The 19147-nt window shown below is 65.6% G+C and carries 24 protein-coding genes, 1 tRNA gene and 1 other RNA gene; 12 read left to right on the top strand and 14 right to left on the bottom strand.

The window, feature by feature from the left end:
• From BST14_RS30585 to BST14_RS31435, 3 genes are all read left to right on the top strand, one after another.
• A partial coding sequence (locus BST14_RS30585; RefSeq protein ID WP_083065866.1) for a hypothetical protein occupies window positions 1–290 on the top strand: 290 nt, incomplete at its 5' end.
• A gap of 77 nt (window positions 291–367) precedes the next feature.
• The gene (locus BST14_RS18655) at window positions 368–682 is read left to right on the top strand and encodes a hypothetical protein (protein WP_142279471.1); all 315 of its coding nucleotides are present in this window, start codon (window positions 368–370) and stop codon (window positions 680–682) included.
• A gap of 346 nt (window positions 683–1028) precedes the next feature.
• Window positions 1029–1154 (top strand): hypothetical protein, encoded by a 126-nt coding sequence (locus BST14_RS31435; protein ID WP_281252812.1) that lies wholly within the window; start codon window positions 1029–1031, stop codon window positions 1152–1154.
• 103 nt (window positions 1155–1257) lie between these two features.
• On the opposite strand, the gene BST14_RS18660 is transcribed toward BST14_RS31435, so the two are convergent.
• On the bottom strand, window positions 1258–1653 hold the full coding sequence (locus BST14_RS18660; RefSeq protein ID WP_083065868.1) for a hypothetical protein: 396 nt from the start codon (window positions 1651–1653) through the stop codon (window positions 1258–1260).
• Window positions 1654–2413: 760 nt separating this feature from the next.
• On the opposite strand from BST14_RS18660, the gene BST14_RS18665 reads away from it, so the two are divergent.
• The gene (locus BST14_RS18665; protein WP_083065869.1) at window positions 2414–4456 is read left to right on the top strand and encodes a glycoside hydrolase family 172 protein; all 2043 of its coding nucleotides are present in this window, start codon (window positions 2414–2416) and stop codon (window positions 4454–4456) included.
• Here BST14_RS18665 and BST14_RS18670 read toward each other — a convergent pair.
• From BST14_RS18670 to BST14_RS18685, 4 genes are all read right to left on the bottom strand, one after another.
• Window positions 4397–5227 (bottom strand): rhomboid-like protein, encoded by an 831-nt coding sequence (locus tag BST14_RS18670; protein ID WP_083065870.1) that lies wholly within the window; start codon window positions 5225–5227, stop codon window positions 4397–4399. The genes BST14_RS18665 and BST14_RS18670 overlap by 60 nt on opposite strands.
• A gap of 104 nt (window positions 5228–5331) precedes the next feature.
• Entirely contained in the window at window positions 5332–5949 is a 618-nt protein-coding gene (locus BST14_RS18675; protein WP_245845518.1) for a cysteine hydrolase family protein, read from the bottom strand.
• Window positions 5950–5956: 7 nt separating this feature from the next.
• Entirely contained in the window at window positions 5957–6721 is a 765-nt protein-coding gene (locus BST14_RS18680; RefSeq protein WP_083065872.1) for an SDR family oxidoreductase, read from the bottom strand.
• A complete protein-coding gene (locus BST14_RS18685) occupies window positions 6718–7311 on the bottom strand; it encodes a PaaI family thioesterase (RefSeq protein WP_083065873.1) in 594 nt (197 codons plus the stop codon). The genes BST14_RS18680 and BST14_RS18685 overlap by 4 nt, the downstream gene beginning before the upstream one ends.
• Before the next feature lie 98 nt (window positions 7312–7409).
• On the opposite strand from BST14_RS18685, the gene BST14_RS18690 reads away from it, so the two are divergent.
• Window positions 7410–7994 (top strand): TetR/AcrR family transcriptional regulator, encoded by a 585-nt coding sequence (locus tag BST14_RS18690; RefSeq protein WP_083065874.1) that lies wholly within the window; start codon window positions 7410–7412, stop codon window positions 7992–7994.
• A gap of 142 nt (window positions 7995–8136) precedes the next feature.
• Window positions 8137–9339 carry a cytochrome P450 gene (locus BST14_RS18695; RefSeq protein ID WP_083065875.1) on the top strand — a complete coding sequence of 401 codons (1203 nt, stop codon included), beginning with the start codon at window positions 8137–8139 and terminating at the stop codon, window positions 9337–9339.
• A gap of 9 nt (window positions 9340–9348) precedes the next feature.
• On the opposite strand, the gene BST14_RS18700 is transcribed toward BST14_RS18695, so the two are convergent.
• Together BST14_RS18700 and BST14_RS31440 are read right to left on the bottom strand one after the other, a co-directional pair.
• A complete protein-coding gene (locus BST14_RS18700) occupies window positions 9349–9906 on the bottom strand; it encodes a TetR/AcrR family transcriptional regulator (RefSeq protein ID WP_083065876.1) in 558 nt (185 codons plus the stop codon).
• A 44-nt stretch (window positions 9907–9950) separates the two neighbouring features.
• A complete protein-coding gene (locus BST14_RS31440) occupies window positions 9951–10079 on the bottom strand; it encodes a hypothetical protein (protein ID WP_281252813.1) in 129 nt (42 codons plus the stop codon).
• A 226-nt stretch (window positions 10080–10305) separates the two neighbouring features.
• Between BST14_RS31440 and BST14_RS18705 the strand changes: the two genes are divergently transcribed.
• Complete coding sequence (locus BST14_RS18705; protein ID WP_083065877.1) at window positions 10306–10695, top strand: PPOX class F420-dependent oxidoreductase; 390 nt, start codon at window positions 10306–10308, stop codon at window positions 10693–10695.
• 6 nt (window positions 10696–10701) lie between these two features.
• Here BST14_RS18705 and BST14_RS18710 read toward each other — a convergent pair whose 3' ends face one another.
• The 3 genes from BST14_RS18710 to BST14_RS18720 are packed head-to-tail and all read right to left on the bottom strand — an operon-like array spanning window position 10702 to window position 12610.
• Window positions 10702–11688, bottom strand: a complete 987-nt coding sequence (locus tag BST14_RS18710) for an SDR family NAD(P)-dependent oxidoreductase (RefSeq protein WP_083065893.1) — start codon at window positions 11686–11688, stop codon at window positions 10702–10704.
• Window positions 11689–11714: 26 nt separating this feature from the next.
• Complete coding sequence (locus BST14_RS18715; RefSeq protein ID WP_083065878.1) at window positions 11715–12437, bottom strand: cutinase family protein; 723 nt, start codon at window positions 12435–12437, stop codon at window positions 11715–11717.
• A complete protein-coding gene (locus BST14_RS18720) occupies window positions 12437–12610 on the bottom strand; it encodes a CsbD family protein (protein WP_083065879.1) in 174 nt (57 codons plus the stop codon). Before BST14_RS18720 ends, BST14_RS18715 begins: the two co-directional genes overlap by 1 nt.
• Window positions 12611–12671: 61 nt before the next feature.
• Here BST14_RS18720 and BST14_RS30115 point away from each other — a divergent pair, with 61 nt between their 5' ends.
• Window positions 12672–12830, top strand: a complete 159-nt coding sequence (locus BST14_RS30115; protein WP_158085900.1) for a hypothetical protein — start codon at window positions 12672–12674, stop codon at window positions 12828–12830.
• A 41-nt stretch (window positions 12831–12871) separates the two neighbouring features.
• On the opposite strand, the gene BST14_RS18725 is transcribed toward BST14_RS30115, so the two are convergent.
• Complete coding sequence (locus BST14_RS18725; protein ID WP_083065880.1) at window positions 12872–13930, bottom strand: NAD(P)H-dependent amine dehydrogenase family protein; 1059 nt, start codon at window positions 13928–13930, stop codon at window positions 12872–12874.
• Window positions 13931–13968: 38 nt separating this feature from the next.
• Complete coding sequence (locus BST14_RS18730; protein WP_245845524.1) at window positions 13969–14679, bottom strand: hypothetical protein; 711 nt, start codon at window positions 14677–14679, stop codon at window positions 13969–13971.
• A gap of 774 nt (window positions 14680–15453) precedes the next feature.
• Between BST14_RS18730 and BST14_RS18740 the strand changes: the two genes are divergently transcribed.
• Both BST14_RS18740 and BST14_RS18745 read left to right on the top strand, forming a co-directional pair.
• A complete protein-coding gene (locus BST14_RS18740) occupies window positions 15454–15834 on the top strand; it encodes a hypothetical protein (protein WP_083065882.1) in 381 nt (126 codons plus the stop codon).
• A 15-nt stretch (window positions 15835–15849) separates the two neighbouring features.
• Window positions 15850–16590: an enoyl-CoA hydratase/isomerase family protein gene (locus tag BST14_RS18745; protein ID WP_083065883.1), complete on the top strand. Its 741-nt coding sequence runs from the start codon at window positions 15850–15852 to the stop codon at window positions 16588–16590.
• Here BST14_RS18745 and lucA read toward each other — a convergent pair whose 3' ends face one another.
• Together lucA and BST14_RS18755 are read right to left on the bottom strand one after the other, a co-directional pair.
• A complete protein-coding gene (gene lucA, locus BST14_RS18750) occupies window positions 16591–17412 on the bottom strand; it encodes a lipid uptake coordinator LucA (RefSeq protein ID WP_083065884.1) in 822 nt (273 codons plus the stop codon).
• A gap of 87 nt (window positions 17413–17499) precedes the next feature.
• Window positions 17500–17588, bottom strand: a tRNA-Ser gene (locus BST14_RS18755).
• Window positions 17589–17664: 76 nt separating this feature from the next.
• Here BST14_RS18755 and ffs point away from each other — a divergent pair.
• Both ffs and BST14_RS18765 read left to right on the top strand, forming a co-directional pair.
• Window positions 17665–17761, top strand: an RNA gene (gene ffs, locus BST14_RS18760) — signal recognition particle sRNA small type.
• A 77-nt stretch (window positions 17762–17838) separates the two neighbouring features.
• Window positions 17839–19131 (top strand): aspartate aminotransferase type Ic, encoded by a 1293-nt coding sequence (locus tag BST14_RS18765; RefSeq protein WP_142279473.1) that lies wholly within the window; start codon window positions 17839–17841, stop codon window positions 19129–19131.
• Window positions 19132–19147: the final 16 nt, after the last annotated feature.

Consider the following 19147-nt stretch of genomic DNA (forward strand, 5'->3'; position numbering starts at 1 on the left):
ACCTTCAATCACTCGGCTACGACACGCCGGTCACCAAATCGGTCCCCGACTCGTACACCACCTTGGCGGACGCAACCTACACCAGAGGAATCGGATTCACCGACGGCGTACCGAATACGGACCTATCAGCAGTAATCCTCTCTGCCACAGCACGATTAGTGACATACGCCGGTCAGGTCCAGACGTATCAGACGCAGGGACCCGAGACGATGAGTTTCGGCGCCGCGCCGTTTGCATGGTCGACTGCCGAATTGCTTGTGCTGAACAGGTATCGGGTTCGCGCCAGATGAACGGGGCGACAGCGGACCTCTACAGGGCGCCGGCTCGAGACAGAAACGGGGACCCGATCGATGCCGATGGGAATCCGTTGGACATCTACGACCACCAGCTCGGCGGTTATCTCGGGACAATCGTTGACGTGTGTCAAGGTTCGATCAGTTCTCAGCGATACAACGGCAACGAGGCACGCCAAGAGTCAGCGGATGGACGCGGAACCATCGGCATCAGAAAAGACGCCAAGCTCACTGACGGCACCCCAGCGCCGAAGGTGCGCTACGGGGATCGTCTGGTGATCGGGTCAGTGCGGTATGAGGTTGTCAGTGATAGCAACTGGGATAGCCCGCACGCCCTAACGGGCAGAGTGTTCCCGAGGGTTTGGTACGACGTGACCTACCGCCGCTGATATAAACGCGCCCAAGGTTCCTCCACGCCCCCTTGGGTTTCGCGCTCCCCCGGGTGCCCTTCCACACGCCCGGGGTTGAGTTTGCCGCTGACTGAATACCGAAAGGTGGACAAGGGAGCCCCGATCAGCGGATTTGCACGGTGGATTGGAGCCCTACCGTGCCAAAAGAAATCCCCCTACCTGTTTTGGTCATTTGCAGGTAGGGGGATTTTCTTATGACCGGGGAGGTCAACGGTCAGGCTACTCGATTCGCTCGTGCGTGATCGGGGGAAGCGGATCGTGGGGCAGCCAATCCTCAACGATGGGCCAGACAGCGATGACTATCAGGGCCACCATCATCCCGATTATGAAACCGACCATCTTCTATCCGTTCGGGTTGGGTGCTACTGGGCCGCAGGCTACCGCGACCGGGCTGCACAGCGTGGGCAAACCGCCCCATGAGCCGAAGGGGTACATCTCCCAGTCGGGCTGAAGCTGCCCGGGCCACGGCGTGGGTTGCGGCTGATAGGTGCTGTCGGCGTGGGCTGTCGGGGCGAGGATGCCCAATGCTAGGGCTACGAGGGCGAGTGCGGTTTTCACGACACCACCCGGGTAATCTCATCGCACGTCGCGATCAACTTCCGGGCCAAATCCAGCGCCTCACTGCGGCTGATTTCCCAAATCATCTTAGGGGCGACCGCCTCGGGCACGATCACCACGACGAACTCGTTTTCGTACAGGCCGTCTCCCCGCTGCGTCACGTAGGGCGTCACCCGGCCGAGGGTGGGGCCGTAGATTTCGCGCCGCTCCGTGTCCTGGCACTCTTCCCAACAGTCGTCCGTGTTCCAGCCTTCGGGCAGGGTGATATGCGCGAGGCGCGCCTTGAGCTGGTTGTACCGGACCTCGCTCTGGATGATGCGGAGGATTGATCGGCACTGGTCGTCGGTGAGCTGGTTGAGCAGGTCGAGCGGGGCGGTTTCAGTTGTGGTCATGTGTGGGCTCCTCGCTGTGTAGGGGGGCGAAAACTCGCCCGATAACATGGCGCACAGCGTCACCGGATGATCTGCATTTCCCCAGCACTGCACAGCGTTTAACAGGACGGCACTCCGAAGATGCCCGGCGAGCCGAAACGGGTTCAGCCCAGCAGAGATCGAGATATCAAAAAAGGGAAGTAGTAGCCGCCGCAGCGGCTTGAGGCGATGTGTCACAGTGACAACTAAGCTCTTTTGATCCTGGCAATGCCGATCGGATTCAAACCACGGGCCAAGAATGGGTGCGAGTGATTGAGGCCCTGACGGTCCCGGCGGACTACAGCGTGCAGGTCAGATTGGGGCCACAATCGATTGTTAACGGCATAGTGCAGCCGGAAGCCGTGAGGGCGGCGAAGGTGAGGATCAGACCAAGAGCAACTTTGTATTTCAGAGTATTTCAGACCGGACATGACCACTCCGCCCCAAGGAGAAATCTGAAGCCCGAGGGTATGAATATTATGCGCCGCCCCCTTATATGAGTATGGGAACGAGTAATTACTACCGAATTACATCATCTGACTGAAAGCAGTCGAGTGTAGGTCGTCATTTTTGGACTATCAAATGCGTGACCGCAGAACGGAAGTCGCCAAAATCGAGTAAATAGGTTGGGGTAGAAAAGGATATTCATTTGGTCTGAAGCGCGAGATCGAACTTTCAGTACGGAATTTCCGCCCGGCGCCTGACTGCAGGTACGGCATTTCGTTCCGTAGGCTCAGGTGCTATGTCGGTGGCAGCGCGGTTATGCACCGCGGCATTCGCGCTGCTGCTGTGGACGATTCCCGCCACCGGCGCGGCCGGGGCGGAGCCGGCCATGCCCACGACGAAACAAATCGGCGAAAGATTGGTCGGCTGGGACACCTACCGGCGGCTGGATCGGCTGCCGTATCTGAACCCCGGTTCGCAGACTCTGCAGGTGTCCAGCTTTGATCGCAGTGGCGGCGATTTCGACATATCGACCGGCAATCGCAACGGTAGCGGCGGGTGCCTGGCGGCGGGGGGCGCCGGCTGTGTCATCGCGGAGGATCACGGTGCCGGAGAGATCGATTCGATCTGGTTGACCCGCGACGGCGGCAATCTCCGCGCTCTGGGAAACATCCGCATCGAGCTGGACGGGCAGGCCGTGGTCGATACCCCCTTGCAATCGTTGGTCGATGGCAACTTGGGGGCGCCCTTCGTGTGGCCGCTGGTGGCCAACGCCGCGCAATCGCCGGGGGGCGACTACATCAAGGTGCCGATGCCGTATCGGCGCTCGATGCGGGTCAGCGTCACATCCCATTTGGAGTATTACCACGTCGACTATCGGCAGTTTCCCAGCGCCGACGGGATCACCACCTTTTCATCCACCGATCCCGCAATCGACGTGCTGGACACGCTCCGCGCCGCCGGTACGGCCGACCCCAAACCGGCGGCCACCGTTGCCGCGCACAGCAATCGGATCATCGAGCTGGCCGCCGGCGCCGGACAAACCATCGCCGAATCGACCGGCCCGGCCAGTATCTCGGCGCTGCGGCTGGAGCTTGCCGAGCCGGCGGCTGGACAGCTGACCGGTTTGCGCCTGCAGGTCGAGTTCGACGGCCGTACCATGGTGGACTCCCCACGGGGGGAATTCTTCGGCGCCGGGCTGGGTGCCAACTCCGTGCGATCGCTGATGTTCGCCGCCACTCCACAGCCCGACGGATCGCTGGTGCTATGCGCTTGGTGGCCAATGCCTTTCGCGCATTCGGCTCGCGTCACACTCGTCAACGCGGGCGCCGAGGCGGTATCGGGGATAGACAGCGACGTCACCACCACACCCGACGGCCAGTGGGCGCCCGCGCTGAGCAGCGGCCGAGCCGGCTATTTCACCGCACGCTCACATGCCGGGCCGACTGCGCTCCGTCAGGACTGGTTGTTCGCCGAGGAGCAAGGACACGGCAAATTCGTCGGTGTCAGCCAGACCATCCGCGGCTATCGAACCAAAACCGCGTTCAGTGATGAGGCCCCTTACTTTCTCGAGGGCGCCGAGCGGGTCTATACCGACGGCGCCGCGTCCCCGCAGTGGTACGGCACCGGCACCGAGGACCTTTATGAGGGTGGCTGGTACTTCAAGGACGGCACCCACTTCAGTGACCCACTCAACGGCCAGCCTGATCAACGCACCGCCGCCGGCGGTTGCGCCGATTACTGTGTCGCCGTTTATCGGATCATGCTGGCCGACGCCATCGGCTATCACTCTGCGATTCGATTCGGCATCGAGCACGGCAAACGGAACATGGTCCAACCCGATTACGGCTCAACCGCATTCCTGTACACACAGCCGGACGCCGTTGTCGCCGGCGGCGATGACGTCAGTCCAACGGACTTCGTCAATCGAGTCCTGCACGGCTACACCGACTCCGACGCGAACGACCAGTTACTGGTCAGCGAATATGAAGGCACTCAGGACATCCTGCCCGTCGTCGGCTCCGTTCGGACCGCCAAGGGCGCGATCACGTTTCACGTTCGGATCGATCCGGATAACCGGGGCATCTTGCTGCGGCGCACATCGGATCAGGCCACCGGCTTTCAGTCGGCCGACGTTGCGGTTGACGGCACACCCGCGGGCAACTGGCTGCAGCCGCGCAGCAACAGCTTCCACCGGTGGCTGGACGACACCTACCTGGTGCCGCGATCGGTCACGGGAGGCAAGGCGGAGGTGACGATCACCCTGACGCCCGCCGCCGACTCACCGCCCTGGACCGCCGGCCGCTACCACGTCGATACGCTGGCGGGACCCTCCGACTAACGAGCGGTTGGTGGCCAGTCCGATGAGCGCGCCGGCCAGCCCGCCGGCCGGCGCCATCAGCGAAGGCCCGGCGAGCAGGAGATAGCCGAACGCGACAGCTACCATGAGCAACGCCTGGTGCAGGGGTGCGCGAGAGTCCGTCGACCGCAACCGGAACGACAACCCGATGCCGAGCAGCAACGCCACCACATGGCCGACGGCGGTGAAGTCCGCACCCGCGGCCGCCACCACCGCGGTCCCCAGCCACCAGCCCGTCCAGACCCGGCGCCGACGCGCCGGGATCGTGGCCGTGAAGGCGCCGAGCACGCACACCGCGCCGTAACTGATTCCCACGTCGCTGGCCCGGGCGACGGAAACCGGCAGCATGCCGGTTTTGATGGCGGCGACCAGTCCGACCGCAACGATCAATGTGGCGCCGATGTGCCCGACGGCGAAGGTGACGAGCAATCCTCTGCCGCACCAGAGGAGTTCACCCAAGGCCAACAGGCAGACCAGCCCGGGCAGCCAGAAGAACAGATCGCCGCCGTCGTCGAGGAAAGCGCTTCCGATCAAGGTGCCCAGGTGACCGCGCCCCAGGTTGTGCACGTTGGTGCTCAGTCGGCTCACGGCGACCTCGCGCGCGTGCGGGCCCAGCCCGGTGAGGATGAGATCGATGGCGAGCAAGATCACCGCATAGCTTGCTGTCACTCGAATCGACGTTGCACCGGGCAGGGCACGCAGCGACGCCCGAGCCCAACGCAGGGCGCTGTCGCGGGTAGCGGCGAGCGTCATGGGTTCACCGTGCGTGTTCCGCGGCCGGCGCGCCTCGTTCTTAACGAGGCCTTCACACGCGCGCCGCAAATCTTCACGGATCGCCAGGGCCCCGTGATGTCCACTTAAAGAGCGGTGATCGCGGCGACGGCCTCGTCGGCGGTCACAATGGCCGAGGCGTAGTTGGGCATGTTCACCTCGAGGGCGGCGTGCATTTCGGTATCCGAGTAGTCGGCCGTGGCGTCTCGGACCACGGTGACGTCATAACCGAGTTCGGCGGCGAACCGAACCGTCGCCTCGACGCAGGTGTGCGCGATCAAACCCATCACGATGACCCGCTCGATGCCATGGCGTTTGAGTTGCAGGTCCAAGTCGGTGTTGGCGAACCCGCTCGAACACCAATGTTCGTCAGCAACGATGTCGCCCGGCTGCGGCTCGAACCCGGGGCGGATCTCACCGCCCCAGGTGCCGTACTCAAAAGCCTTGCGCGACCAGGCCGCTCGTTGCACCGGCGCGACGTATTTCCACGTTTCATAATCGCCCGGCCGGTATCGGCGATGCAGCGCATAAAACACGCGCAGGTTTGCGCCGCGGGCGGCGTCAAGTACCTGCTGCATATGGGTAATACAGTCATTGCCCTCGATGACGCCCCGCAATCGATCCCACACTTTCCCGCCGGGAGAGATGAAGTCGTTGTAGGGGTCGATCAGCAGGAGCGCGGTCGCCGATTTGTCATACGTCACTTGACCATCATCTCCCGACCGCCCCCGGGATGAACGGGACATCGTCGGGCGCCGCGTGGCGGGCGGTCAGCAGCGCCCTGGCCGCCCCGCCGATCGGAATGCGTAGCGGCAGTTGCGGTTTCTCGGCGGCATCGACCACCTCGGCCGCGACCTGTTCGGGGGTGATCATTCCGGCGCGGACCCCGCCACCCCGCAGGATCGCCGCGTAGGGATCGTCGGGGAGCGTGTAGGTGGTCACGTCGTCGAGCGCCCCGGAGCTCACCGCACCGGGCTCCAGCAGCGCGGCCTGAATCCCGAACGGCGCGACCTCGATCGCCAGCGCCTCGACCAAAGCTTCCAGCGCCCACTTCGTCGCCGCATATGCCGCACCGGGCGGCAGCACGACACGCCCGAGGACGCTGGACATGAACAGCAGCTTCCCGTCGCCCCGGGCCCTCATCTGCGGCAGAACCGCCTGAGCCACCCGGATCCCGCCGACGGTGTTGAGGTTGAGCAGCCGCTGTAGCTCGGCCAGCGGCGTGGCTTCCACGGCGGCATAGAAGATGACTCCGGCATTGGCGACGACGATGTCGATGTCGCCGGCGGCGTCGACGGCCGCGGTGACGCTGGCATCGTCGGTGACGTCGAGGGGCAGCCGCTGGGCGACGTCGAGGTCCGCCAATGTGCGGGGATCACGGGCGGTGGCGACCACGCGGTGGCCGCGCGCGGCGAACTCGGTGGCGATGGCGCGGCCGATGCCGCGGTTGGCGCCGGTGATCAAAACGGAAGTCATGGCGTGCCGGTCCCTTCGTTCTTACTGTTGCCGTTGTATTGGGATGCGCGACTGGGTAATTCGAAGATCAACAGCGTGCTGCTCGCGGTTGCGACGAGCGCTCCGGACGCGTCGGTGGCCGTCGCCTCGGTGAACCCGATGCGCGCGCCCGCCTTGACCACGGTGCCAACCGCGGTCAGTGGACCGCTGGCCACGGTGACGGCTTTGAGGTAATTGACCTTGATTTCGACCGACGTGTAGCCGAGGCCCACCGCGAGCGTGGTGTGCAATGCGCAGCCGGTGACCGTGTCCAATAGCGTGCACAGGGTGCCGCCGTGCACGGTGCCCAGCGGGTTGTACATGGACCCGTCGGGTGTGCAGGTGAACGTGACGCGACCGCTGCGGACCTCTGTGACGCGCATCTGGACGAGCTCACCGATCGGCGGTGGCGGCAACCGCCCGCCGGACACCGCGCGCCAGTAGGAGAGGCCGGACATCGACGCGGCGGCGGCCTGGGTGGTGAGCGGGTCACGCCAGGTGATCAGCCTCGACTGAGGGTCGCCCCATCCCACATCCTCGGCGTCGTCGACGCGAGCGTCCGAATACACCATGCCATACCCCTCGTAGGAAACTGATCGGTTTACTTGATTTTGGCCAGGCTAGCAATCTGCGACTCACTTGTAAACCGAACGGTGTACTATCGATGGCCATGAGTGCAGCCGCACACACCCGTCCGGTCGCCGGGCGCGGCGCACGCGAACGCATCGAGCGCGCCGCGGCCCGGCTCTTCTACCGCAACGGCATCCACGCGACCGGGGTCGAACTCATCGCGCAAGAGGCCGGCGTCTCCAAGCGAACGCTTTACCAGCACTTCGCCAGCAAGAACGAGCTCGTCGACACCTATTTGCGAAACATCGAGGCCCGCGGCGGCGCGCCCACCGAACGGCGCCTCGACGACGTCGACCTTCCCGCCCGCGAGCGCCTGCTGGCCATCTTCGACCTGCGTCAATCAGACGTCGTTCGCGGCTGCCCTTTTCACAACGCCGCCGTGGAATCGGCCGGATCGCTGGCGACGACGGACGACATCGTGCGTACCCACAAGCGGACGTTCGTCGACCGTCTCATCGCGGTCGCGCGCGAGGCCGGCGCCGCCGACCCCCACCTGCTCGGTCAGCAGCTGGCCGTGCTGTTCGAGGGCGCCACCGCAATGGCGACGTCACTGAATGACACCGCGCCCGTGGTGCATGCGCGCGCCGCCGCGGCAACGCTGATCGAGGCCGCCCTGCGGCCTTGACGGACTCCTCGGGATGCTGCTAGACATGGCCTGCCCACACTTTTGGGCGATCGCCCAAAAATCGGTGGGTGGAGGATGCCGCCCCGACATCCTCGCGGTCGCTCCCGGTGCACGCCGGCAGCTGTCCGAAGTGAGGAGAGCGATGACGGTCACCGACGACACCGACGTCTACTACGACCCCTACGACGTCGACATCAATGCCAATCCCTACCCGGTCTACGCGCGGCTGCGCGAAGAAGCGCCGATCTACTACAACGAGCGCTACGACTTCTGGGCGCTGTCACGGCATTCCGACGTCGAGCACGGCCTGGCCAATTGGGAGACCTTCTCCAACAGGCGAAGCGACATCCTCGAGCTCGTCCAGTCGAAATTCGACATGCCCGGCGGTGTCATGATGTTTCAGGACCCGCCCGAACACTCGAGGCTGCGCGGCCTGATGTCGCGGGTGTTCACCCCGCGCCGGATGGCCGCGCTCGAGGACCAGATCCGCCAATACTGCGTGCGGTGCCTGGACCCGCTTGTCGGCTCCGGGGGCTTCGACATCATCGCCGAACTCGCTTCGATGATGCCGATGCGCGTGATCGGGATGTTGTTGGGAATTCCGGAGTCCGAACAGATTTCGGTGCGCGACGCCAACGACGCCAACCTGAGGACCAAGCCGGGCGCGCCGTTGAAGGTAGCCGACGCCGACTCGATCGCCGATGGTCGAATCTATGCCGACTACGTCGAATGGCGATCCAAGAACCCGTCGGACGATTTGATGACGACGCTGCTCAACGTCGAATTCGACGACGAGAACGGGGTGCACCGCAAGCTGACCCGCAAGGAGGTGCTGCATTACACGCAGGTGGTCGCCGGGGCCGGAAACGAGACCACGGGCCGACTGATCGGCTGGCTGGCCAAGGTGCTCGCCGAGCACCCCGATCAGCGCCGCGAGGTCTACCGGGACCGGTCATTGTTGACCCGCACCGTCGATGAGACCCTGCGATTCGAACCCACCGGTCCGCACGTCGCCCGTTGGATGGCAAAGGATTTCGAGTGCTACGGCACCACGGTTCCGGCCGGCAGCGCCATGCTGTTGCTGTTCGGCGCCGCCAATCGCGATCACCGCCGTTACACCGACCCCGACACTTACAACATCCGCCGCGCCAACATCTCGCACATCACCTTCGGCAAGGGCGTGCACTACTGTCTGGGTGCCAACCTGGCCCGCCTCGAGGGCCGCGTCGCGCTGGACGAGATCCTGAACCGGTGGCCCGAATGGGACATCGATTACGACACGGCGCAACTGGCGTCGACGTCGACCGTCCGCGGCTGGGAGCGACTGCGGGTCGTGTTGCCCTGATCGGTCGCGTCAGCCGCCGCGGCGTCTCTTAGGCGTGGGCATCTCGAACCGGTCCAGGAAGCGGTTGACCAACGCGATGGCCTCGTCGTGGCCGCCGTGGGAGCCGAGCCCCTGCTCGAGGATCAGCGTGCGCCCGATGGAGGCGATGACCACCGCCAGGCCCGCCGGCGGGAATTCGTCCGTATCGAGCTCGTGCTCACGCACGATGAAGTTCAGCGCGGTGATCTGCTGTTCCCGCCAGCGTTCCGACCATGCCGAAATTTCGGCCCGAATTTCCTTGCGATGGTTGGCAAGTCCCATGAACTCCAGCAGCAGTCGGGTGTCCTTGGGTTCGATGAGCGCTTCCCAGAAGGCGTGCAGCGGGCGGTCGGAGGACAGCGCCTTGTGCTGGCGCTCCAGGTAGATCGCGGCGCCGCGGCGAAAGACGGCCAGATACAGCTCGTCCATGGTGGGGAAGTAGTAGTGCACCAGGGCCGGTTTGACGCCGGCCTTCGCCGCCACCCGCCGTGACGTGGCCGCGGCGTAGCCCTCCTCGAGCATGATCTGACTCGTGGCGGCCACCAGCATGTCGCGAGTGGTCGAGTCACGCGCCTTGGGTCGGCGAATTGCGGTCACTGTGTGGTCATAGTGCGGAACCGGCGGGTGAGCAGTTCCTGGTGGCTGGGGTGAAAAGTGTTCTGCGATTTCATCGTCTTGTCGACCACCAGTTTCTGGTGCGCTTCGCCATGGGCCCGTCTCATTCCCGACAAACTGTCAGCCAGCTGGTTTGAGCGATCGCCCAAACTTTAATAGCTGACATGCTTGCACCTGAGGTCGCGGTGGTCAAGGTTCAATGCCCGTGCTGCCTACGATGTCGGGTTCGACACCTGACCGTCAAACACGCAGAGCGATTGGGAACTTCACGATCGGGGAATGGTTGGGGCATCCATCCATAGACAGACATCCATAGACAGACAAGGAACCCGCGTGGCCACCAGCTTCAAGGACGTCATCCAATCCAAGTACCTGCTATTGACGACATTCACCAAGGACGGGCGCCCGAAGCCGACGCCGATCTGGGGCGTGCCCGACGGCGACGACACATTGCTGGTGATCACCGACGACGGGTCGTGGAAAACCAAACGAATCAACAACACTCCCAGGGTGACGATCGCCAAGAGCGCGGCGCTGGGCAAGCCCAAGAGCGACGAGGTCGAAGCCGTCGCCCGGGTGTTACCGAAATCCGAGACGCGACGGGTCTACAACGCGGTCCTCAAGCGGTACTGGTATCACGCGTGGTGGTTCTATGCGCACACGATCGTCCGGGGCGGCATCGACAAGGTGCACGTCGGTCTGGAGATCAAGCCCGCCGCCTGACATCGGCTAGCCGCACTCGGTGCGCATGGCCTTGAAGGTATCCGCCACGGTCTCCTGCGGATCCCGGTAGGTAGTGCCGAGCTCTCGTTCGCTCGGGGAATCGTCGGAGGCCGGCATTTGCGTGTAGTACTGGATCCCCGCCCAGGTGATCGGGGTATCGAAGGGCAGGAACCGGTTCGCGCGATCGAGCATCGCCCCCGCGACGCGCAGCGCCGTGTCCGGGATGGGGACTGCGACCATCGGCGTGCCGGCGACCTCGCCGAGCACATTGGCCAGCGCCGCCGCGGGCACTCGATGCCCGTCGGCGGTGTAGCGGCGGGGTCCGCGCCCGGGTTCGAGCAGGGCCGCGTGCAGCGCGGCCAGGTCCCGGACGTCGACGATCAGCCACGCCGCGCTGCGCCCCGGGATCGCGTGCATCTGCACGGCGGATCGCACACCCTCGCCGGCCTCGCCGAACTGGTCGCCGACCGGTGGGCCGAGCACCATGCCCGGATAGGTGATGTTGACCGGCGCACCCGCATCCTGCAGGCCTCGGGCGTAGATCTCAACCTGCGCCTTGGAGGTTCCGTATCCATCCGCGCCGCCTACCACCGGCAGGTCCGCCGTGAGCGTCTCCAGGTCTGGGTGGAACAGCGCGGTGAAGCTGGACACGTGGACGATGGGATCCAGGCCCAGCTCGACCGACTGCCCCAGGACGTTCTGCGCGCCTTGCATATTGGTGCCCAGCATCTCGGCCGTCTGGCGCGGATCGGTGGCCACCAGCGCGGCGCTGTGCACGACGGCGTCGCAGCCCTGCAACGCTTCCCGCACGGCTACGCGGTCGGTGATGTCGGCGACGGCGAAATCCGAGACGTCCACACCCAGCTTGGCAACGGTGGTCTGCAGCTTGTCGGGATTTCGGACCAGAAACCTGACGGAGTGCCCCGCATCGGCGATGGCCTTGGCGGTCCACCCGCCGACGAATCCGGTACCGCCGGTGATCAGAACCCGCATGGCCTCATTGTGCAAGACCGCCAAACCTACAGGTGGCTCGCGGCGAAGTCGGCCGCTTGGCTCGTCATGCCGTTGACCGGATAAGACGTGTGCGCGACGAAGTCATCGCCTTCGCCCTTGCCGCAGACCGGATCACCCTGCGCGCACAACTCGAGGGTCTTGGGCTGATACAGCGGCCCGATGGTCAGCGGCGGTGCGTTGTACTTCTGCAGGAACTGACCCGACGGCGTTCCGAACAGCGTCACCGCGGCGACATGAGCGGCAACCTCGGGCGGCATCGGCGGGGGCACCGCGGATGCGGGGACACCTGGGGGCACGGCGGCCGAGGTGGTGTATCCCGCGACGGCGGCCCCCTGCGAGTAGCCGCCGAGCACCTCTTTGGTGCTGGGGCAGTTCGCGGCCATCGACTCGATGTGCGAACTGGCGTCGCGGATACCGTCGATGACGGTCATCGGAAAGTCTGGGCTCGAAAAGTCCGTGCTGGCAGGGTAATTCACCGGATACACGGTCAGCGACCTGCCGCCGATCTGGGACCGCAACTCGTCGACGAAGGGCTGGCCGATTCCGCCGACGCCGGGCGCCTCCCCGGATCCTCGGGCGAAAACGACCTCGACGTCCGGACACGGCCCCGCCGCGGCGGACGGCACCGGCAGGCTCGCTACCAGCGATCCGCACACCGCCGCCGCGCAGAGCAGGCCAATCGACAGTCGGCGCGCCATCATGGCGGCCGACACCTTGCGCAGGCTCATTACTTCTTGAAGGCGTCCTTCACCTTTTCGCCGGCGTCCTTCATGCTGGACTTCGCCTGGTCCGCCCTGCCCTCGTTTTTGGTGTCGTGGTCCCCGGTCGCCTTGCCGACGGCCTCCTTGGCCCGGCCGCCCAGGTCCTCGATCTTGTTCTTCAGCTTGTCCTCGTTGCTCATGCCGCTGTGTCTACCCCGCAATGGCAGCTATCGAAACCCGCACTCCTGTCATCATGGACCCGTGAGCACCGCAATCGTGGTGGCGGTAGTGGCGGGGCTGATGCTGCTCGGCATCGGCATGGTGATCAATCAACTGCTGCGCCTGAGGCGCTATTTGAGGGAATCGCCCACCGATCAACCCCCCGGTACCAAACCCGACCCCCCGGAGCGCTCGGGCTGACAGCTTCATCCTCGTGACCGCGCGAGGCGCGGCTGACCGGGTCAGCCGATATAGGCGTTGCCGCGCGGCAGTGTGAGCGGAAGGTCGGCGTACGTGGCGATTCCGGGGGCCGCGGCGACGACGGCGGCGATGCCGTTGATGGCCGGCACCGCCGTCATGATGTGGCCAAGGTCCATGAATTCCTCGAGCGTCGTGGCTTCGAAGTACGGCGGCGGCAGGAAGCCGACCTTGGTGGTGACCGTGGGCTGCCCGTCGATCTGGATGACCCAGCCGTCCTGCTCGATCTTCCAGTCGGGCTCCAGCGTCTGTCCCTTTCTCCACCGGACGTTGAGGTCGATGAGTGTCTTGCCGCCGACGATGCCCTGCCAGCTGATGTAGGTGCCCGCGACGTGTCCGGCCGGGATGGTCCAGGACGCCATGACGAGATCGTCGGTGGTCTGGGCGAACTCGGCGACGCAGCGCACCTCGTCGAGCTCGACTCCCAGCGCGTCGCCCACCAGCCGGACGGCCTCGCCGAAAATGGCCGTCCCCTTCGCCGCCATCGACGGCAGGTCGGGGTGGTCGATCGGCTGGCCGAAGCCGACGGGCTTCTCGGTCTCCGGCGAGTCATAGAAGGTGGTGTCGGCCGCCTCATTGACGGTGACCTTGTCGATCCGGTTGCAGACCATGGCCGACACGATGGCCAACAGCTCGGCGAAACCGGGGCTGACGCCGGACCCGAAGATGGTGGAATTGCCCTTCTCGCAGGCCTCCAAGATGCGGTCGCGACCGTCGCCGAGGTTGCGGCCGGTGATGAACGAGGCCGTGGTCACCACGTTGACGCCCGCGGACAGAATGCGGACCAGTTCGTCGACGTTGATCCACATCGGGTTGTAGACCACGCAGTCCGGCTTCAGCGCAAGCAGCTCATCGATGTCGTTGGTGGCCGCGATGCCGAGCGGCTCGATCCCGACCAGCTCGCCGACGTCGCGGCCGGCCTTCTCCGGTGACCAGGCGTAGCAGCCCACCAACTCCAGCGTGGGGTTGGTGACGATCGATTTCAGCGAGCTCTTGCCGACGTTTCCGGTGTTCCACTGAACCACTCGATAGGTGTTTGGCACTCGCTCAGCATAGGGAATGACCGGGGCTGTTAGTAGGCCTAATAGGAAGATTCTGAGGCCAATATCTCGGCGAGGACGGCGTCCCGCGGCGGCGAATCGAGCCGCGACCGAGCCCAGCGCCGCGCCCGCTCCCGGATTTCGGGGGATTCCGTCGTTTCCGCGCCCACCAGGACGGACGTCGCCGACCAGTCGTGGCCCCACGCCGCCGACTTCGCCAGGGGGTGCCTCGGGCCGTCCGCCAACGGCAGGGCTGCGCGGCCGGTGGCCTCCAGGGCGCCGTGGCCCTCGATGGCCCCGCAACTCAGCCGCACCGCGATGCCGGTCGCCGGATCCGGCCCGATGACGGCCGCCTGCACGACGGCGACGACCGTCGAGTCGCGGGCCTCGATGCTCCGCTCCACGGTGTTTTCGCCGGCATCGAAGACCGCGGGCGGAACCCCGCTCCAGGCGATGGAGGTGACACCGCGGGCTACCGCGTCCGCGCCGCGCGGACCTGTGCCCGCGCCGGCGGCCAGCGCGTAGTCATCGCGGCGATCGCTCGGCAATGTCAGAATGAGGCTTGAATCGCCAAGCGCCGCAGTAAGTTCGGACCAGCCCTCGCCACCCACGCCGATTTCTTCGGCGAGTCCGGCGCCCGTGGCGTGCGGCGCAAGCAGCTGTGTCACATCCGAATCCAGCGTGTCGTCGGGGAAGAAGCTCTGCGCGCCGGCCGTCAGCAGCACGACCTCGGGGTGTTGCGGCGCGACCAAACTCAGTCCCAGCTCAGAACTGAACTCGTGGAAGCGGTGTCGGGCCCACGTGGAAAGGGCTGATTCAGATCCTCGATGAGGTCCCGATTGAGGACCGCGGCGCTCCCGAAGCGAGGCTCCGTCAGGCCGCGGCGCGTGTCACGCGACAGTGGGTACCGGAGTCGCTGCGCCAGATCGGATTTCGCCATGTAGTGGGCCAAGGGAGCGAGGCGTTCTATGTCGACCGCCATGATTTTCCGAGCGAATGAAATTGAGAGCGAGGGGGCTGACTCAGCGGAAACGAGCGGTCGTCCAACTCGGCCTCGGCGACGAGCGGCTGAGGCATCGGATCACGCCAAAGTCGTTAATATGCAGTGTGTAGCCCCCGGTCGACAACGACCTACGGGTGTTCTCGGCGCATGGCTAAGAAGTGCCCAATCTTCATGGATCAGATGATATCCATGAAATTTCTAGGTCGCGTCGACAGCAGGCAGGGAGGAGCTAGAGAGCTGACTCGGCGCCGTTGACATCGACTGTTATCAACACGGCGGACGCGTGAGTGAGGCACATCCGCCGCTCGAGCACCCCACCAGGGCTACTGAAGCCGCGGCGCAGCCCAGGGTCCCAACCGCAGCTGCGAGAAGACGTTTCACTTGTGGTTCCTTCCTCCGTGCGCCGCCCCGATGGCGTCGTCCTGGCGCCAGTACAGCCCGCTGCGGCCGCTACCGATCCCAAACTTCGCCCGGCCCAGCGGTAGGCTGCGTCGATGTCGGAGCCGGCGAAGGGATTACCGTGATGCTAAGCGTGAAATGGCTGGAAAAGCCTGAGGCCCACGACTTTCCGGCGGCCGCGGACTACCTCAGCATGCTTGCGGGCGCACAGACCGTGAAGAAGGCGATCAAGAGGCTCAAGTCGGGGACGGTGACGCACCGAAAGGCCAAAGACATTCTGCGGGCGGCGCGGCTGGGGCTGCTGCCCGTGGACAACCCGCACGTCGCCGCGGACCTGACCAAGATCGAAAAGGGCCTGCCGTTGTCACCCATCCTGCTGGTGCGCGGTGACTTCCTCACCGGGGTTCCGGTGCAGATCGCCGACGGCTACCACCGCGTCTGCGCGAGTTATCACACCGACGAGAACACCGACATTCCCGTGGTCCTCGCGGCCGTCGGCCGCTGAACGAGAGGGGCGATCATGATCGACATCGACACCGTGGGAACCGTAAAGGTGCTGACCTTGTCGTCGGGACCGGTCAACGCGCAGGACGTCGAGCTCCTCGAAGAGCTGACTTCGGCGGTGAACGAGCTGGCACGTTCGGACTCCGGGGCGCTGGTTGTCACCGGTGCCGGCCGCGCCTTCAGCGCCGGCGTCGACCTGAATCGCGTGGTGCAGGGCGGCGCCGGCTACACCGATCGGCTGGTCCCCGCGCTGTCCGCGGCCTTCGAGGCGATGTTCGGCTATCCGGGCCCCACCGTCGCGGCGATCAACGGCGCCGCCATCGCGGGCGGCTGCGTGCTCGCGTGTTCCTGCGACCGCCGCCTGATCAGCCCCGAGGCGCAGATCGGCGCGGCCGAGGTGCGCGTCGGGGTACCGTTCCCGGTCGCCGCGTTGGAGGTCATGCGATACGCCTGCGGGATGCACGCCGATGAGGTGCTGCTGGGCGGCCGCAACTATCGGGGCGCGGAGGCCGTGGCCCGCGGATTGGCCCACCGTGTCGTCGCCGACGAGCTTCTCGAGGCGGCGGTGGCCGAGGCGTCGGACCTGGCCGGCATCTCGCCCGACGCCTATCGGCAGACCAAGACCCAGTTGCACGGCCCGACGACGGCGCGGATCCAGCAGGCCCGCGGCGTGGACGACGAGGTTCGCCGGATGTGGGGGACGGACGAGACGCTGGGACGCATCGCCGGCTACGTGGAGCGGTTGCGGCGCCGCTGACTAGTCTTCGTCGACGGTTCCGTCGAGGGCAACGCCGGCTCGCGTGCGCCTGCGCCGCATCCGGTGCGACCCCTTGCCGGTCGGGCGGCGGTTGCGCAGCTTGGCCCGCGATTCTTCGGCCCCATCGGCAGCTGCCTCGACGTCCTCGACGGGCTTTGCCTCGGTTGCCGGCTCGGCGGTGTCGGCGGCGCTGATTTCGGCGGGTTCGGCCGCCGGCTCACCCTGTTCGGCGTCTTCGGTCTCTTCGACTTCCGCGGCCTCCGCCTGGTCCGTCTCGTCGGCCTCGTCGACTTCGACCTCGTCGTCGCTGGCCGTCTCGGTGTCGGCATCCTCGCCCTTTTTGCGCCGCACGCGACGTTTCTTGGGCTTCTTCGCCTTGATCGGTTTGGGCGGCGGTGGGGGCAACTCGGCGACGAAGGAGAGGTAAAAGGCGAAAATACCGAGCAACGCAATCGCGGCGGCGGCCCCGTAGATGCCGAACAACCACCGCCCGGCGGCGTCCAGGCTCACCCAGATCTCGCTGATCGCCGTCCCGATGATCAGCACGCCGGCCAGCACGTGGGCCACGATCGACCAGATCCTGATGGACAAGGCCAGCTGGGGCGTCCCCAACTCGGGCTTGCGGGTGCGCAGCAGGGTGAACACCACCGGCAGTGCCGCGAGCGCAATGAGGGCACCCGTCACGATGCGCAGCGCCACCCCCAACGTGCGTGAGGTGTCGCCCATCAGCTCCGGCCAGCGGGGCAACACAAAGAAGAAGTAAAGGGCGCCGGCGACGAGGGAGAACACCAGGTGCCATGGCACGGCGATCTTGCGCCCCATACCCCTCCTCGTGCTGGTGAATTCACGCCAGCCTAAAGGCGGCCGACCCGAATCCATGTCAAGTACGCGTCCGCTTGGCGGACCAACTGGCGGAGGATGCGGGATTTGAACCCGCGAGGGCTGTTAACCCAACCCGCGTTCCAGGCGAGCGCCATAGGCCACTAGGCGAATCCTCCGTGGCCATGGTAACCGAGGACCGAATGGCCGCCGCCTGTTGCTCGCCGTCGACTCCGGGGCGGGTATTAGACTCGTCGCTGGACCCCGCGCGGCGTCTATCCTGTGAACTCCCCCAGGGCCGGAAGGCAGCAAGGGTCAATGGGCTCTGTCGGGTGCGCGGGGTCCCCTAGGTCAAATGGGTGCCGACCCGCTGCGCCCGGCTGCGCCGCTCGTGTGCCGCCACCAATGCCGACAGCGAAAGGGTTCACGGTGTCGCTGGAGTCCCTCACCCCGGCCGAACTCGCGGCTGCACACACTCGCCACCAACAGGATTACGCGGACCTGCAGGCCAAGAAGCTGTCCCTGGACCTGACCCGCGGGAAACCGGCCCCCGCCCAGCTGGACCTGTCCAACCAGCTGCTAAGCCTGCCCGGCGACGACTACCGCGACAGCGAGGGCACCGACACCCGCAACTACGGCGGCCTGCACGGCCTGCCCGAACTGCGGGCCATCTTCGGCGAGCTGCTCGGCATCCCGGTGCAGAACCTGATCGCGGGCAACAACTCCAGCCTGGAACTGATGCACGACGTCGTCGCCTTCTCGATGCTGTACGGCGGCGTGGACTCGCGGCGGCCTTGGAAGGACGAACCGACCATCAAGTTTGTGTGCCCGGTCCCCGGCTACGACCGGCACTTCAGCATCACCGAGACGATGGGCATCGAAATGATCCCCGTCCCGGTGCTGTCCGACGGGCCCGACGTCGACCTGATCGAAGAGCTGGTGGCCGCCGACCCGGCCATCAAGGGCATGTGGACGGTGCCGGTGTTCGGCAACCCGACCGGGGTCACCTATTCCTGGGACACCGTCCTGCGGCTGGTCCAGATGCGGACGGCGGCGCCTGACTTCCGGCTGTTCTGGGACAACGCCTACGTGGTGCACACACTGACGCACGACTTCATCCGGCAGGTCGACGTGCTCGGGCTGGCGGCCGCGGCCGGCAACCCCCATCGGCCGTACGTGTTCGCGTCCACCTCCAAGATCACCTTCGCGGGCGCCGGCGTCAGCTTTTTCGGCGGATCGCTGGGCAACATCGCGTGGTTCCTGCAGTACGCGTCGAAGAAGTCGATCGGACCCGACAAGGTCAACCAGCTGCGGCACCTGCGCTTCTTCCGCGACGCCGACGGCGTGCGCCTACACATGCTGCGGCACCAGCAGATCCTGGCGCCGAAGTTCGCCCTTGCCGCCGAAATCCTGGATCAGCGGCTCAGCGACTCCAAGATCGCGTCGTGGACCGATCCCAAGGGCGGCTACTTCATCAGCCTCGACGTGCTGCCCGGCACGGCCAAGCGGACCGTCGCGCTGGCCAAGGACGCCGGTATCGCGGTGACCGAGGCGGGGGCGTCGTTCCCGTATCGGAAAGACCCGAAGGACACCAACATTCGGATCGCGCCGACCTTTCCGTCGCTGCCGGACCTGCGCGAGGCCGTCGACGGCCTGGCCACCTGCGCGTTGCTGGCGGCGTCGGAGTCGCTACTGGCGTCGTCCACGTCGAGTGTGAACTAGGCGACCCGCCGGCCCG

It is taken from the genome of Mycobacterium arosiense ATCC BAA-1401 = DSM 45069 (genome assembly GCF_002086125.1).
Taxonomy (GTDB): Bacteria; Actinomycetota; Actinomycetes; order Mycobacteriales; family Mycobacteriaceae; genus Mycobacterium; species Mycobacterium arosiense.

Bases quoted from the DNA above. Each gene is read 5' to 3' on its own strand.
- BST14_RS31435 (WP_281252812.1), top strand. From the start codon at position 1,029: ATGAAACCGACCATCTTCTATCCGTTCGGGTTGGGTGCTACTGGGCCG.
- BST14_RS18660 (WP_083065868.1), bottom strand. From the start codon at position 1,653: ATGACCACAACTGAAACCGCCCCGCTCGACCTGCTCAACCAGCTCACC.
- BST14_RS18665 (WP_083065869.1), top strand. From the start codon at position 2,414: ATGTCGGTGGCAGCGCGGTTATGCACCGCGGCATTCGCGCTGCTGCTG.
- BST14_RS18670 (WP_083065870.1), bottom strand. From the start codon at position 5,227: ATGACGCTCGCCGCTACCCGCGACAGCGCCCTGCGTTGGGCTCGGGCG.
- BST14_RS18680 (WP_083065872.1), bottom strand. From the start codon at position 6,721: ATGACTTCCGTTTTGATCACCGGCGCCAACCGCGGCATCGGCCGCGCC.
- BST14_RS18685 (WP_083065873.1), bottom strand. From the start codon at position 7,311: ATGGTGTATTCGGACGCTCGCGTCGACGACGCCGAGGATGTGGGATGG.
- BST14_RS18690 (WP_083065874.1), top strand. From the start codon at position 7,410: ATGAGTGCAGCCGCACACACCCGTCCGGTCGCCGGGCGCGGCGCACGC.
- BST14_RS18695 (WP_083065875.1), top strand. From the start codon at position 8,137: ATGACGGTCACCGACGACACCGACGTCTACTACGACCCCTACGACGTC.
- BST14_RS18700 (WP_083065876.1), bottom strand. From the start codon at position 9,906: ATGCTGGTGGCCGCCACGAGTCAGATCATGCTCGAGGAGGGCTACGCC.
- BST14_RS31440 (WP_281252813.1), bottom strand. From the start codon at position 10,079: ATGAGACGGGCCCATGGCGAAGCGCACCAGAAACTGGTGGTCGACAAG.
- BST14_RS18710 (WP_083065893.1), bottom strand. From the start codon at position 11,688: ATGCGGGTTCTGATCACCGGCGGTACCGGATTCGTCGGCGGGTGGACC.
- BST14_RS18715 (WP_083065878.1), bottom strand. From the start codon at position 12,437: ATGAGCCTGCGCAAGGTGTCGGCCGCCATGATGGCGCGCCGACTGTCG.
- BST14_RS18720 (WP_083065879.1), bottom strand. From the start codon at position 12,610: ATGAGCAACGAGGACAAGCTGAAGAACAAGATCGAGGACCTGGGCGGC.
- BST14_RS18740 (WP_083065882.1), top strand. From the start codon at position 15,454: ATGCTAAGCGTGAAATGGCTGGAAAAGCCTGAGGCCCACGACTTTCCG.
- BST14_RS18745 (WP_083065883.1), top strand. From the start codon at position 15,850: ATGATCGACATCGACACCGTGGGAACCGTAAAGGTGCTGACCTTGTCG.
- lucA (WP_083065884.1), bottom strand. From the start codon at position 17,412: ATGGGGCGCAAGATCGCCGTGCCATGGCACCTGGTGTTCTCCCTCGTC.